The 15,517-nt window shown below is 43.3% G+C and carries 13 protein-coding genes; all 13 read right to left on the minus strand.

What is annotated here, in order from left to right; all coding sequences use genetic code 11:
• Positions 1-143 precede the first annotated feature (143 nt).
• The 13 genes from JOD24_RS15530 to JOD24_RS15590 all read right to left on the minus strand — a co-directional run bounded on the left by JOD24_RS15530 (position 144) and on the right by JOD24_RS15590 (position 15,343).
• A complete protein-coding gene (locus tag JOD24_RS15530) occupies positions 144-833 on the minus strand; it encodes an ABC transporter permease subunit (RefSeq protein WP_429247302.1) in 690 nt (229 codons plus the stop codon).
• A gap of 1,253 nt (positions 834-2,086) precedes the next feature.
• Positions 2,087-3,088: a LacI family DNA-binding transcriptional regulator gene (locus JOD24_RS15535; protein ID WP_429247303.1), complete on the minus strand. Its 1,002-nt coding sequence runs from the start codon at positions 3,086-3,088 to the stop codon at positions 2,087-2,089.
• A 66-nt stretch (positions 3,089-3,154) separates the two neighbouring features.
• On the minus strand, positions 3,155-4,153 hold the full coding sequence (gene allD / locus JOD24_RS15540) for an ureidoglycolate dehydrogenase (RefSeq protein WP_429247304.1): 999 nt from the start codon (positions 4,151-4,153) through the stop codon (positions 3,155-3,157).
• A 13-nt stretch (positions 4,154-4,166) separates the two neighbouring features.
• Complete coding sequence (locus JOD24_RS15545; RefSeq protein WP_380167128.1) at positions 4,167-5,171, minus strand: zinc-binding alcohol dehydrogenase family protein; 1,005 nt, start codon at positions 5,169-5,171, stop codon at positions 4,167-4,169.
• Positions 5,168-6,427 (minus strand): mannitol dehydrogenase family protein, encoded by a 1,260-nt coding sequence (locus JOD24_RS15550; RefSeq protein WP_380167126.1) that lies wholly within the window; start codon positions 6,425-6,427, stop codon positions 5,168-5,170. The genes JOD24_RS15545 and JOD24_RS15550 overlap by 4 nt, the downstream gene beginning before the upstream one ends.
• 10 nt (positions 6,428-6,437) lie before the next feature.
• The gene (locus JOD24_RS15555) at positions 6,438-7,940 is read right to left on the minus strand and encodes a UxaA family hydrolase (protein ID WP_380167124.1); all 1,503 of its coding nucleotides are present in this window, start codon (positions 7,938-7,940) and stop codon (positions 6,438-6,440) included.
• Between the two features lie 18 nt (positions 7,941-7,958).
• Positions 7,959-9,236, minus strand: a complete 1,278-nt coding sequence (locus JOD24_RS15560) for an MFS transporter (protein ID WP_380167122.1) — start codon at positions 9,234-9,236, stop codon at positions 7,959-7,961.
• Positions 9,237-9,376: 140 nt separating this feature from the next.
• Positions 9,377-10,204 (minus strand): SDR family oxidoreductase, encoded by an 828-nt coding sequence (locus tag JOD24_RS15565; RefSeq protein WP_380167120.1) that lies wholly within the window; start codon positions 10,202-10,204, stop codon positions 9,377-9,379.
• On the minus strand, positions 10,197-11,231 hold the full coding sequence (locus JOD24_RS15570) for a zinc-binding alcohol dehydrogenase family protein (protein WP_380167118.1): 1,035 nt from the start codon (positions 11,229-11,231) through the stop codon (positions 10,197-10,199). The genes JOD24_RS15565 and JOD24_RS15570 overlap by 8 nt, the downstream gene beginning before the upstream one ends.
• A 5-nt stretch (positions 11,232-11,236) precedes the next feature.
• Positions 11,237-12,304, minus strand: coding sequence for a mannonate dehydratase (gene uxuA / locus JOD24_RS15575; RefSeq protein WP_380167116.1), 1,068 nt, complete (start codon positions 12,302-12,304; stop codon positions 11,237-11,239).
• A gap of 13 nt (positions 12,305-12,317) precedes the next feature.
• Positions 12,318-12,941 (minus strand): bifunctional 2-keto-4-hydroxyglutarate aldolase/2-keto-3-deoxy-6-phosphogluconate aldolase, encoded by a 624-nt coding sequence (locus tag JOD24_RS15580; protein WP_380167114.1) that lies wholly within the window; start codon positions 12,939-12,941, stop codon positions 12,318-12,320.
• Between the two features lie 10 nt (positions 12,942-12,951).
• Positions 12,952-13,896: a sugar kinase gene (locus JOD24_RS15585; RefSeq protein ID WP_380167112.1), complete on the minus strand. Its 945-nt coding sequence runs from the start codon at positions 13,894-13,896 to the stop codon at positions 12,952-12,954.
• A 334-nt stretch (positions 13,897-14,230) separates the two neighbouring features.
• The gene (locus JOD24_RS15590) at positions 14,231-15,343 is read right to left on the minus strand and encodes an aminopeptidase (RefSeq protein WP_380167110.1); all 1,113 of its coding nucleotides are present in this window, start codon (positions 15,341-15,343) and stop codon (positions 14,231-14,233) included.
• Positions 15,344-15,517: the final 174 nt, after the last annotated feature.

Here is a 15,517-nt window from a genome sequence, read left to right on the forward strand (position 1 = left end):
AAAAAATTGGGCGACTTTTCCCCTGTTGAGCATCGGGAAAAAGTCGCCGCATAACCGTTCTTTTTTCATTGTCTACTTGACGGGGTCAAGACCATCTTGATCGTATTTTTTCTTTAAATCAGAAACGGAGAGCACCATGGGTTTTATAATTCCTTTCTATTAAATATGTAGGATGTCAAAAGGATCATTGCAACCGATACCCCGATAGGAAGTAAAAACAGACTGGGTTCCTTCAGTAAAGGATAATAAGGAAAGAGATATTTCAACAAAGTAGCAACAAAATTGGAGCTTACCAAACTCCACACTCCCAAACCCGGAAGAACCAAACCCGAGAAAATCGCAACCAGCGTGCTCAACCCAGTAGAAGGGAGAATCGTAGAAAGGAATAAAGTGATCGATGCCGGATAAAAGATGAACACCAACAGCTTGCCTAACTCAAGTAAAGAAAAGCTGGAAGTGATCATACTGATGATCAAAAACGAAAGGATGACCACGGTGGACCAATACATCCAGATCCCAAACCACTTCCCTAAAATAATAGACAAACGGGATGTTTTGGTGACCAATAGACGAATCCGCTGAGAATCGACCTCCCGATTGACAACATCATGAGAATAGACCATGATCAACAAAAACCCGAGAAAATAAATCAAAAAACGCAATCCAGCACTTCCATCAACAGCGAGATTTTCTATATCTCCTGCATTCAATAAGGATAGATTTTTTATCGTATGGGCCACATACGCAGAGGATAAGGAGATAAACAGAATCATAAAGAAGGATTTAAAGCCTTTGAATAGGTTCAAAAATTCCCGATTCGCGATCGCTAACATGTGAAAACCCCATTTCATTTTCTGAGATATATAAGCGCTTCTCCTCCGTCCAAATCATGAGCACCACAAAAAATTGATGAATCAGGATAAAGGCTTCATGTCTATTGATTAGCCAGAAAACTAGGTTATGGAAGTGGATCGATCTTTCGTCACTCCACTCGCCCCCCCCCCCAGCGAGAATATTGTTTGGGAGGACGGGGTGGTGGGACGAATCTGATCTTTTGCAAAGAGCGCAAAGGCTCTCCGCCGACCCACCACCCCCGTCCTTGATTACCACACATCATATGGCTAATCAACCACCCTGAAATGGCCTAAGTTTCTTCTTTGTATAGGATACATATCTTCTACCAATGATGTCTAAAATCATTAGAGCAGCGAACAAAAAACGGATATTCTGCAAAGAGTCGTCCAAAAATATCTTCACCACAAAGAAACCTATGACCCCAGAGTAAACCATAATTCGAAATGTTTTTTCCACAAATTTCACCACATTTCTTTGTCTTGTTCCGACAGCTCGCCAAGGAACTTCTGTGCGTAAACCTCGACAAATCCTATTGATGACCCGACGGTGACTTTTCCACTGCCTTTGATACAACAACGGTTGGATTTACACCCATACTTGATCGGCTATCCCTCCCGTCGGAACATCTTGCTGATCCCTCCAGCTGTTTCCTCTACAACACAACCTATTACTGGTTTTATTACCATAAACAAACCAAACAATAAATGAAAACTGAATATTTGTCAATAAATATTCAAAATATTTGTTTTACGATAAATGATTATTTAACTCTCACTCTCGATAAACAAAAAGAATAACAAAAAAACCAGCAGTAGGGTATACCACGGTTAAGCGATGTTAAGCTGCTCTTTTACTGGAAAATTTACGTGCGCCTCCGGGTATTCATAAGCCTGAGCTAGCTCGGCTCATTTCATCCTGGCTGAATTGAAATGATCGACGGATCGCTTCTACAGGCGCCTTTTACTTTCGTTCCCTGCAGAAGGATGCCTTGGTCCAACCAGTTTATGGGTGGCGAGTGCCCACACTATTGCACCATACCAGGGCTGTCGATTAGCCAAAGTTTAGGAAAAAAGAAGCTCCTTTGTGTACAATGGTTTTGAAGGTTCAACTTCAACATGTACTCAAAGGAGCGTTCTATGAAGGAGGATACCTTACTATTCGATCTTCTGCATTCCCTTTATAAGGAACGTGCTCTTTTCTTCCAAGTATGGGGTCATATCAATACAAGTTATTATAGTAGTGTAGAGTCTCTTTTGAGAAAAATCGGCTGGAATCGGTAAAGATTTTTCATTTCCTTGAAGGTCCCCATTTCAATTTTTTCAAACAACAAAGCAGCAGCTTGCTTGGCCATAAGGTCAGAAGGCTGCTCAATCGTTGTGAGTGGTGGGGTCATGAACTCGGTATATGGCATTTCATCAATAACAACAATTTGAAGGTCATCTGGTACTCGAATCTGATGTTCTTTTACGTATAGCATGAGCTCCTGCGAAACGCGGTCATTTGTGGCAATCATGCCCTTTGGAGGCGTCGCTAAAGAAAAAAGCTCATCAAAAATTTGCGGTAGCTCCTTTGTCTCTCCATGCCGAATATACTCTTCAAGCACTTCCATATTTCGTTTTTGCAAGGCAAGCCGGAAGCCTTCAAGACGTTCAACACGCGGTGTAATTTGAAGATCCAAAGAAGTTGTTACGACCGCTAAGGGATGTACATTGAAAGAGGAGACAGCCATCTCCATCGCTTTCATATTATCAAGAAGTACAGATGGGATTTCAAGTTTTTCAATAAAACGATCGATAAAAACAATAGGAATATTTTGCATCGTTAGCGTGCGATAAAGCGCCTCATTTTTTCCTGTTGGAAATATTACGAAGCCATCCACCTGTCTTTCTAAAAGCGTTTCAATATGCTTCTTTTCTTTGGATGGCTCATCGGCCGAGTTGCAAATAATCATATGAAATCCTTTTTTATCAAACTCCGCTTCCAGCCCATTAATAATTTTCGTTGAAAAGCTATGAATAATATTGGCGACGATAACACCGATCGTAAAGGTTGACTGTTGCTTCAAGCTTCGAGCCATGAAATTCGGTCGATAGTGCAGCTCTTGAATCGCCTCCGCTATTTTTTTTCGCGTTTCTTCTCCCATATATTCATAGCGCTTGTTTAAATATTGGGAAACCGTACTTTTCGATACATTTGCATGTTTTGCCACATCTGCTATTGTTGCTTTTTTCAAGACAATCAATCTCCTACCGGGGATATACTATCAACCTCATTCTATCATATTTTTAAACCGGAAATACTACGAAACTAAATAGTCATAGACGGCTTGGGGCAAATCAATGCCTACTTGCTGGAGTTGAAGGCTTTTCAACTGTTCCGGCTCTCCAGGAACAAGCACACCTTCAAAATTCGTTGCAGGTGAAATATTATGCAATTCATCTACCATTTGAGAGGCTTTCTTCTTAAATGTATGGATATCTGTAAAAACAGCTGGATCCAAAACATACATAAACTGGCCAAGCTTACGCTTTTGCTCATAGTCACCATACATTTTTGTAATGTGCGGACCAAAAGCAGCATTTGCTAAAATACCGGAAAGCATATCGACCACAAGAGCCAGACCGTAGCCCTTCGCACCGGCAAGTGGTGTCAGAGAATGAATATCATGTGGATTTGTCGTTGGTACACCGTTTTTATCCACTCCCCATGACTCAGGAACAGATATATTTTTTTCTCGGGCGTATAAAATTTTCCCAAGTGCCACATTGCTTGTTGCCATATCTAATAAGATTGGTGTATCCATTGTGGGAAAACCAAAGGCAATAGGGTTTGTTCCGAAGTATTGCTCACTTCCACCAAAGGGCACCACTGCTGAATCCGTCTGAGCGAACATAATAGCAATGAAATCTTCCCGTGTAGCCTGTTCAATAAAGTAGCTGAGTGCACCACAATGACTACTGTTTTGAATCACGGTCGTACATGATCCATGCTCCTTCGCCACAGCGATTGACTCATCCATTGCCTTTTTGCAGATCACATGACCGAATCCGTCATTTCCATCAAAGATGAGATGATTATTGTTTAGCCTGTGAATGGTGAAATTCGGATTTCTTTGAATCCCCCCTGCCTTTAAACGTGTTATATAATGCTCTACCCGCATTACTCCATGAGAGCTAACCCCTCGTAAGTCTGCATATACAAGAACATCCGCGATCAGTTCAGCACTTTCAGCATCGATCCCTTGATTTCTAAATTTGTTCCCTACTAATTGCTTTAACTCATTGACTGCGATTTTCATAACATTCCCCTTCTTATAGAGTAATTTGAGCTTTATTCGTATTGTAGTTCCGATTCTCAAAATAGTTGATGGCATCGTCAAACGCCAAGCTTTCCGTCACATACCCCGGCTTTATATCTCCATTTTTCATGTGGTTTATTACCGTCATAAAATCCTCCAATGTAGCATTCCGGCTGCTTTTCAGCGTGATTTCTCTTGCATGAAAGTCCGGATCATGGAAAGTGATGGTCTTTTTCATCAAGCCTACGAAAATAAGTGTTCCTCCATGGCAGACATACTCGAAAGAAGACTCCATAGATTGCTGGTTTCCTGTTGCATCGAAAACTACCGCAGGAAGCTCCCCATCGAACTTTTCTTTCAATTTCTCTACAACTTGCTCGTTTACTAACAATATTTCATCAGGATCTGTCCACTTTTTTCCTTCAAGCAGGCGTTTTTCATTAACATCCATTAAAACCGTCTTTGCGCCGCGAAGCTTGGCAAATCGTGCAACACCTAAGCCGATTGGACCTGCACCAATCACAAGCACAGTATCTCCGTCAATAAGCTCAGATCTCCTTACTGCATGCGCACCAATGCTTAACGGCTCAACAATCGCCAGCTGCTCTCCTGTTAGATCATTGCCAACGACAAGCATGTTTTCATTCACCACAAGATATTCGCCCATTCCGCCGTTCTCATGCACGCCCAGTACTTGCAATGATGTACAGCAGTTGGTTTTTCCTTTGCGGCAGGCAACACATTCTCCGCAATGTACATAAGGTATGATGGTCACCCGGTCGCCTGCACTAACGTGTGCAACCCCCTCCCCTATTCCCTCCACGACGGCTGCTAACTCATGTCCTAAAACACGTGGATATTGAAAAAAAGGCTGATTACCTGCAAATGCATGTGTATCCGTCCCACAAATTCCGATGTGAGAAATTTTTAATAGCACATCATGCTTGCCCTGAATAGTCGGTTTTTCAACTGTGCAGTATGTCATGTTGAATGGTTCATTTACAACTAATTGTTTCATTTGATGTCCTCCAATATAGAATTAATCCTACTAAATTCATTTAAAATCGGCTTAGACTGGCAAAAGAATACTTCTTCAATAAACTGCGCCATTGGCTGCGTATTGCCATCTCCTGCTGCATTGTGTATCGCTTGCAGTTTTTCAAGATTTTGATTCGATTCTCTTACAGTAAATTTGTTAGGATTCATAAAATATAATCCAAGCGCTAATGCCTTATTGTAGTAAGGGGTTCCTGCATAAGGCGCAATTCTGGATTGCCACTTTGACAGTTCGTTTAATTGAATATCAAACAACAAATGCTCGATGTACGGGTTTAAAAAGCGTTCAAAGACAGCATCCTTATAGGAAGGTTCCACATCGTAGCGCTCGATAAACTCATTGACCATGCAATCGACAAATCTACGAATGCCCGGGTGAGTAAACGCCTCCTTGACAGTTCGGCATTGAGCATGCCTGCCTAGAGCGGCAAGCACAGTATGACTGCCGTTTAAAACCGCTACCTTGCGCTGACGATACTGATCGATATCGTCAAAAACAAATGGCAGCGAATCATCAGAAGGCCAATCCGTAAACGGTTCCCTTTGGTCAATCACGAACAGAAAATACGGCTCACATACAGTAAGCAGCGGATCCTCATTTTTTTCCATATCTTTTGGAAACCCAACTACGATTCGGTCTACAAGTGTATTGCAAAAAGGAATAGCTTGAAGCCATTCGGTGAAGCTTGCTTCCATCTTCCAATCTATGGAATGCTGCAGGCAAATTTCACGTAATCGGCTGCCATTTTGTTCAATTAATTCTAATGGGACGATCGAGAGTTTCTTCTTCCCTTTGAAGTTTTGGAAATATCTATATAAAAATATAGTAAGCTTTGCAGCATAGCTTTCCGGGCATTCTGTTGGATAAGGTATATTTTCATAGTAAATTCCTGCCTCCGTTGTGTTCGAGACAATCATTTCTAAATCTCCGGAAGCGGCATAGTCTAGAAATTGATGCCATTCGGTGTACGGATTGATTATATCTTGAATAACCTTTACAGTCGTGGAACTTTCATATGGCCTTTGCTGCTGTAAACCTCTTTCGATTATAGTGAAACACCCCTTTTGCTGCCGCAGCTTTTCTACCGTTTGTCCACGAGGCGTAGCTCCTACAGACACGATGCCAGCCTGAAGTCCAAGACGTTCAACGGCCAGGTCGAAAAAAGCCCGTATGAAATTCCCATCCCCAATTTGCATAATTTTTATTGGATTACTCATCGCAGTCCTCCTACATCGTTACGCCATCTTTGAAAATGGCAATCTCCTTAAAGCCGAATCGTTCATTGCAAGTTTGTTTCTCTCCGGAGGCGAGCGCAATGATATAGTCGAAAAATTCATCGACCAGTGTCTCCATTATTTTGCCATCTACTAATTGGCCTGCATTAAAATCAATCCAATTCTTCTTACGCTGATAGAGTGGCGTATTTGTAGAAATTTTCACTGTTGGTGTTGGGCCTCCAAAAGGTGTGCCCCGTCCGGTGGAGAAGAGGACAATTTGACATCCCGAAGAAGCGAGAGCTGTTGTTGATACAAGATCATTCCCGGGACCATTTAGCAGGTGAAGCCCTTTTGTTTTCACCCGGTCGCCATAAGCAAGAACCTCCTCTACCTTCTGAAAGCCCCCTTTTTGAACACAGCCAAGTGATTTTTCTTCAAGAGTGGTGATGCCTCCCTCTTTATTGCCAGGAGAAGGATTTTCGTAAATGGGCTGATTGTATTTAATGAAATATTGCTTGAAATCATCAATAAGGCGGACAATATCCTCGAATACATTCTCATTTTTTGCCCGTTCCATTAAAATAGTTTCTGCCCCGAACATTTCAGGCACCTCCGTCAGGACGGTAGATCCTCCTGCCAAAAGAAGCTGATCAGAAAATGCTCCAATTAATGGATTAGCAGTAATGCCTGATAATCCATCACTTCCCCCGCACTTCAATCCTATTTTAAGCTCAGACACAGGGATATCTTCCCGGAGAAAGGCTTTGGCATACTTAAATGCGCTTTCCAGCAATATCTGTCCTTCCTCCATTTCATCTTTAGACTCCTGAACATTTAAAAACTGTACTCGATCTTCATCATATTCACCAATTGTCTTTTTAAAAAGATCAATATAGTTGTTTTCACACCCCAAGCCCAATACGATAACAGCGCCTGCATTTGGATGATGAATCAGGTTCGCTAAGATTTTTTGTGTATACGTCAAATCATCTCCAAGCTGGGAACAGCCATAAGGGTGAGCAAAGTGTTGCACACCATCAACATTATCTGCCTGATACAGTTGATTGCCGAGCTTGGCCAGATTTTCTGCGACTTTGTTGATGCAGCCTACGGTGTTAATGATCCATATCTCATTTCTTACACCTACCTGTCCGTCTTTTCGACGGTACCCCTTAAACGAGCGATTTTGATGCCGTGCTGCTACAAGTGCATGCTGCTTAGGAGAATACGTATAGTCAAGCTCCCCGGATAAATTGGTTTTCAGATTGTGTGAATGCACCCATTCTCCGGGACTGATGGCAGCTGTTGCGTGCCCGATTGAAAAACCGTATTTGTTAATGTTTTCCTTAACTTTGATTGGTTTGATTGCAATTTTATGCCCTTGCTGAATCTTTTCCTTTAATTCAATTGTCGTCGTTTCATCCACCTGTAGAAAAAGGCCTTGAGGAAGATCACTCAAAGCAATGACTACATTATCGTTTGGATGAATTTTAATCAATCTTGCATCGCTCATTAAAACCCCTCCTTTGAATCAAGCAGCCATTTTTTCAGTATGAACGATTGGCTTGACAAATTTGATAACGGCTAGAGAAGCAACAACAGCCAGTCCACCTGCAAGCAGGAATGCTGCGGAAAATGCACCTGTTTTATCGACAAGGAAGCCTGTTAAAGTTGGCCCGATAATACCTGCTATATTAGATATAAAGTGCATAAAACCACCGACAGAGCCCACTCGCTTTTGCTCTACTACATCATTGATAATCGCCCAATAAATCGCACCTGTTAGGTATAAGAAGAATACTGAAAGAGCTACAAGAGAAACTGCGCCGACAGTTGTGGTTACAATACCAGCACAACCAATACATACAGCGGAAAGGAATAAACAACTGACCAAAACAGCTTTCCGGGAGAACAGGATCCCTTTATCATTAAAACGCTTATAGAGAAAGTCAGATACGATGCCGCTTAACGCCAGGCCTAAAAACCCGAGAATCCAAGGGATCACTGTTACTAAGCTCATATCTTTCACATTCATCCCGCGTGCTTCTACCAAATAGCTTGGGAACCAAGTGAGGAAGAAGAAAAGAATATAGTTATAAGAGAAAAAGGCAAAAGCTGTAAACAAAACTGTCTTCTGCTTTAAATAATAGATTAAGCTATGTCCTGTTTCCACAACCGGTTTCTCCGCTGCTTCTTCATTTGCAAGAGGCGCTTTTTTCACCGTGTTTTTTGGTTTTTCTTTTACAACCTTGAACCATACCAAAGCCCAAATAAGCCCTATAAACATGATGGCAATAAATGAGTAGCGCCAGCCATACGCGATCGCGATATATCCGACAATCGGCCCAGCAATGGCACCGCCCAGGGGTGTACCACTATTCGCCAAACCAACGACAGATGCGCGATTTTCTGGTGGGAACCAGTTGTTGACCATCTTATTTATTGTTGCAGAAAGCGGCCCTTCCGCCATACCGAAAATAATCCGGACAATGATTAAAGACAGGAAGCCGACTACCAAAACAAGTGCGCCGCTAAATAATGACCAAACAATCATCGCAACAAATAGCGTCATCTTGGCACCAAATTTGTCAGATGCCATTCCTCCTAAAAAGTTAAAAATTGCATAACCAATAGAGAAGCTGCTGAAGACAATTCCCATTTGTGTTGCTGTTAAATGAATATCCTCCTGTATAAAAGGAGCAGCGATTGATAAGGCGGAGCGGTCTAAATAGTTAATCACTCCTGCAAGAAATAGCATCACAATGACAATTGTTTTCCCATCCCCAAATATGCTTTGCTGTTTCACCATTTTACACACCTCTTTTAATGCTAGATGCCCCTTCTTAAAAAGTATTTGGCAGGATTGCTTTCTTCGCTCCGCCATATTTCGCTGGAAGGGGGATGGTACTATAACCTACGAACTCGGCTGTGGTGGGGAAATGGCTCTTATTAAACGCCTGAGTATGCCATAAAGCCACCATCAACTGGAATCGTCACGCCTGTTACGAAGCTTGAATATCTATCGTCTGCAAGCCATAGAAGGGTTCCAAGTAAATCCTCAGGCTTTCCGAATCGTTTTTGAGGAGTAGCGGCGATGATTTTTTTAGATCGTGCCGTAAGCTCCCCTTTTTCATCCAAGAGAAGATTTCGATTTTGTTCCGTAACGAAAAAACCGGGTGCAATTGCATTTACACGGAGGCCGACATCTGCAAAATGGACAGCCATCCATTGTGTAAAGTTATTAATGGATGCTTTCGCAGCACTATAGGCAGGGACCTTTGTCATCGGGGCATAGGCGCTCATTGAAGAAATATTGATAATCGAACCCTTCGTTTTAATGAGCTCCTCACCAAATACCTGAGAGGCTAAGAAAGTTCCGATAAAGTTATTGGAAAATACTTGCTCAAAGCCCTGCTTTGTCAAATCAAAAAAGGTAGACTTTTCCTCCGCTTCGCCCCGATAGCTTTCATCTGCTGTGATGGCATCGGGATGATTCCCACCGGCGCCATTGATTAATAGATCCACCTGGCCAAACGCGCCTAAAATCTTACTCTTTGCCTTTTCAAGCATAGTTTGATCTAATACATCTGCGGAAATATGGATTGCCGAACCGCCAGCTTGCACGATGTCATCTGCTACCGCTCTGCCTTTTTTTTCTGTACGATTTATAATCACAATTTTCATGCGATGTTTTGCCAGCTCCCTGGCCATTGCCGAGCATAGAACGCCACTGCCTCCAGTAATGACAGCTACCTTATTTTCTAGGTGTTTATGCATCATTTTGTGCACCTACTTTCAAAATCACTTTTCTTACCTCTTCAGGATGCTGTTCGATAAACGCGAACGCCTCCTTCGCTTCACTCAAAGGGAAGGAATGTGTGATGAGTCCTTGCTCCTGAAGCTCCCCTTGATTTACAAGCTCCACAATTTTTTTGAATTGGAATGTTTGAAGGCGTGAGCCTTTAATAGACAGTTCCTTTTGAGTAATCGGCAACGGTACAATACCAACCGGCTCCTCTGCGAAACTCAATACAACGACACGTCCTGCCACCGATACAGCGTCTATGGATTGCTTGAATGTTTGCGAAATACATACTGCGTCAATAGAAACATTAACACCTTCAAAGTTCGTCCATTCGTTGACTGCATCCATTAGGGGGGTATGCTTCACATTGACCGTTACATCTGCGCCAAGCTTCTTGGCATAAGCCAGCTTATCTTCATCCAAATCTGTCATCATGATCGAGGCACCTGCCAGCTTTGCAAGCTTTAAAATACAGATACCAATCGGACCGGCTCCTTGAATAAGAACGGTTTCTCCTTTTTGAAGTTCCCCGCGAAATACAGCCTGTGCACCAATCGTATAAGGCTCAACAAGCACAGCCTCTTTAAGCGGTGTATCCGGGGCAATGTAATGCAATTGATTTTCAGGAAGGACAAATCTTTCGCGCATGCCACCGTCTTCATGCACACCAAAGACGGACAAGAACTGGCAGACATTCGGCTGCCCTTTGCGGCAGGCATAGCACTTACCGCAATAACGGATTGGCTCTACGACAACAGTATCACCAATTTTTAAAGTCGTTACATCTTCTCCAATTGCCGCTACTCGTCCAACCACTTCATGGCCAGGGACGCGAGGAAGTGTTGCCAAAGGATTTGAGCCGTGGTAAATATGCATGTCCGAACCGCAAATTCCGACATATTCTGTTTGAACAAGTACATCCTTTGGTCTTTCAATTTTCGGTTCTGCTACATCAACTAATTCCAATTCAAATGGTTTAACCACTTGCAATGCTTTCACGGATATCACCTAGTTTTTAAATTTTCATATGCATCCCATAATCCATGTAAATACATAATTCCAAGTGCACGATCATACAACCCGTACCCTGGGCGGCATTTCTCTCCCCAAATGTGTCGGCCGTGGTCCGGTCGAACATACCCATCATAATTTTGATCATTTAGTGTTTTAACGACATTTTTGATATCAATTGAACCATCAGAAGTATAATGGGATGTTTCAAAAAAGCTGCCGTTTTCAGCGATATTTACATTTCGAATATGCGCAAATGGTGCACGGTTGGCGTATTTTTTTGCAATGGCGACCATGTCATTTCTTGGATCTGCTCCCATTGAACCGGTGCAATAAGTAAAGCCATTGGATGGCGAATCAGAGATTTCTATTAATTTTTCATAGCTTTCCGCTCCTGTGATGATTCGAGGCAAACCAAAAATTGAATATGGAGGATCATCCGGATGAAGGGCCATCTTAATGCCGGCTTCCTCTGCGACTGGCAAAATTTCATTGAGGAAATAGGCTAAGTGTTCCCAAAGTTTTGCTTCATCGACATCCTTGTATTGCTCAAATAAATGAGAAAGATGCTCTAAACGTTCTGGTTCCCAGCCTGGCAAAGTCATGTCAGAAGAGGCATTTACCTCATCAACGAGTCTCTGGGGATCTATATTCATCACTTTTTCTTTATCGAAATAAAGAGCTGTAGAGCCGTCTTCCAACGGGTGGAATAAATCTGTGCGTGTCCAGTCAAATACAGGCATGAAATTATAGCAAATAACCCTTACGCCTGCTTCACCAAGATTACGAATCGACTCCTTATAATTTTCGATGTATTGTTCACGCGTTGGAAGACCAAGCTTAATATCCTCGTGTACATTGACACTTTCTACAACATCTGTATGGAAGCCATATGATCGGATATAGTTCACCTCTTCTTGGATTGCTTTCTTCGTCCATACCTCGCCAGCAGGTAAATGGTGTAGAGCCCATACAATCCCTTTAACATTTGGAATTTGTTTGACTTGCTCTAATGTAACGGTGTCATTTCCTCTTCCATACCATCGAAATGTCATATTCATGATTCATACCTCCTTATTGTTGTGAAAGCTGTTGAATATAGGACTTTGCCTTTTCTACTGCACCAGCATAGCCGTTTTTTGTATACGCTTTCTTTAAATCGCCACCAATTCCAACTGCCACCGCTCCCGCTTGGAGCCAATCATTCATATTAGACAAGCCGACACCGCCTGTTGGCATAATAGACACCTGGGGTAGGGGACCTTTTACAGCCTTTATATAGCTGGGCTCAAATTGATTTGCTGGAAAGAGCTTGATTATATCGCTTCCGCACTCTAGAGCGGCCACCATTTCCTTAACAGTCATACAGCCTGGCAAATAAGGAATACTATAACGGTTACAAACGGCTGCGATCTCCGAATGAAAGCTGGGACTAACGATAAAGTTCGCTCCATTCAAAATGGCATGTCTTGCTGTTTCAACATCTAACACCGTTCCTGCTCCTATCCATGCATCGGTATTACGCAGCTCCTTAAATGTGTCTTCAATAAAAGGTGTTGTATACGTTAACTCAATCGCTCGGATGCCTCCTGCAATCGCAGCCTGAGATAAAAGGGCCGCCTCCTCTGCACTATTGCCACGGATGACCGCCACTACCTTCGCATCCGTTAGCGCTTTCAAAACCTTGAATTTTTGCATAACCTTCCTCCTATCGTTCAATCATTTGTTCATCCCCAATAAATTGCTTAAGCTCCTTAAAAGACGGCAATCCTTCATTGTCTCCTTTAATAGTAGCTACGAGTGCGCCTGCCCCATTTGCAAGACGAAGACGTTCATCAATCGTTTCTTGATTTAAGTAGCCATAAATGTACGCCGCATCAAAAGCATCACCGGCACCAACCGTATCAACTGCTTTTATTTTGTATGCTTCATGCTCAGTCCAATGTCCGTTCGCATACACAGTTGCTCCCTGCTCGCCTTTCTTAATCACCATCTCTTCCATTTGATAGCGTGCTTGAACCTCCTCAACAGACTCACTTCCAAATAGCCATTCAAACTCTTCAGCACCTGCTAAAAAAATCGTGACAGAAGGGTAGATGGTTTCATAAACTGCTCTTGCCTCTTCAATGGTCCATAGCTTCAATCGCAAATTCGGATCAAATGAAATGGGGATATGTCGTTTTTTTGCAAAGTCTATTAACTTTCGTACCACTTCAATATGATGTTTGCATACTGATAAGTACACTCCACTGATGTGTAATAGATCAACGTTTTCGAGAACCGATTCACTGATTTTGTCCACTGTTAACTCTAGCAAGGGAGAAGGCTGACGGTAATAAAACGATTTACCTGCGCCATTTTCTTGGATTTCTTTAAAGTAAACGGATGTTGCATATCGCTCTGATCGATTTACATCCGATACATCTATTCCTTCACCTCGAGCAAAGTTGTAAATGACTTTCCCAAATTCATCATCACCTAAGCAGCTAATCCATTTCGCCTCAAGGCCTAAACGTGCTGCGCCAATTGCAAAGTTTAGCTCTGCACCACCGACTGCCCGCTCAAAAGAATGAACAAATCGGAGTGGGCCCGTTTTTGTTGGATTAAAGACGACCATCGCCTCTCCAATCGTTGCAATTCTTCTTTTCTTCAATACAAACGCTCCTTGCCCCTTAGGTCAAAACAAATATATCGGTTTACTAAATCGGTATAGTTATCGTAACATGCAGATACTAAACATTGCAACGAGTTTTTTTAGATCCTTTCCGGTCATAATTCCTTCAATTATAAATCCTGTCTCAGGCGTGTTGATTAGCCATATTTTAGGCAGGAAATCAGGTCGGGATGGTGGGAAGGCGAAAAGGTCGTTTCGTTCCCATCATCCACTTGAGGGTTCATCAACAGCCCTGGCATTTTCCGAATATCCCCATAACAAATCCCCTCCAAGTGGAGGGGATCATATCCGTTTCGAGAGCTCTTCCTTGAGATCACTTTAGATTTTCTGGGTTGAGAGGCTCCAGGTCGGGAACGACGAAGAGGCCGTCTTTGCGGATCAGTTCGCCGTCGAAATAGATCTCCCCACCGCCATAGTCGGAGCGCTGGATGTTGACCATATCCCAGTGGATGGCGGATGTATTGCCATTGTTGCACTCCTCATAAGCCTTGCCGGGAGTGAAATGGAAACTGCCGTTGATTTTTTCATCGAAGAGTGTGTCCAGCATGGGATGATGGATGTTGGGATTGAGTCCCAGGCTGAATTCCCCTATGTAACGGGCCCCTTCATCGGTATCCAGGATTTTGTTCAACTTCTCGGTTTCATTGGAGGTCGCCTTCACAATTTTTCCGTCCCTGAACTCCAGGCGGACATGATCAAACTTGGTTCCTTGATAGACCGTAGCCGTATTGTAGGTGAGAACTCCGTTGATGGAATTCCGGACCGGAGCGGTGAAAACTTCCCCGTCAGGGATGTTGTGTTCCCCGGCGCAGGGAATCGCCGGTAGTCCCTTGATGGAAAAAGTGAGATCGGTATCCGGACCTTTGATATGAACCCGGTCCGTCTTTTCCATCCGTTCCACCAGAGGTTTCATCCCTTTTCCCATGCGCCCATAGTCCACATTGCAGACATTGAAGAAAAAGTCCTCAAAACCCTCGGTGCTGGTCCCTGCCAGCTGGGCCATGGAGGGATTGGGATAGCGCATGACCACCCACCGAGTGTTATTGACACGCTCATCATGAACCCGACGGTTGTACCGCTCGGTATAGATCTTCATCTGATCCGAAGGAACATCCGCCAGTTCATTGATATTCTCCCGCCCCCGGATGGCTACATAACAATCCATCGCCTTCATCCGTTCATAATCAAGCCGGGCCAGCAACTCCATATGCTCCTCGGTGGTTTCCAAGAGCTGTGCCCGCAACAATGCATCCCGGTTCACTTGATAGAAGGGAAAGCCTCCCGCGCGATAAACTTCTGTGATCAAAGCCCGAGCGAGTTCTTCCTTCTCCCCGAACAGATCGATCAGAACATTTTCTCCCGGTTGCACCTTCATCGAGTGAGTGACCAACAACCGGGCCAACTCATTGACACGCGGATCTCGCATAGTTAAAACCCCTTTAAAATTGTGTGTTTTGTCAGGCGTGTTGATTAGCCATATTTTAGGCAGGAAATCAGGTGGGGATGGTGGGACGGTGGAGAGCCTTTGCACCCATAGGGCACAAGTCTCGCCAGGGTCGCTTTCCGCTCCCGGGTCTCGCTATGCGTTCTTTGCAAGAGA

Origin of the sequence: Kroppenstedtia sanguinis (assembly GCF_050433445.1) — a bacterium.
In the GTDB taxonomy this organism is placed as follows: domain Bacteria; phylum Bacillota; class Bacilli; order Thermoactinomycetales; family DSM-45169; genus Kroppenstedtia; species Kroppenstedtia sanguinis.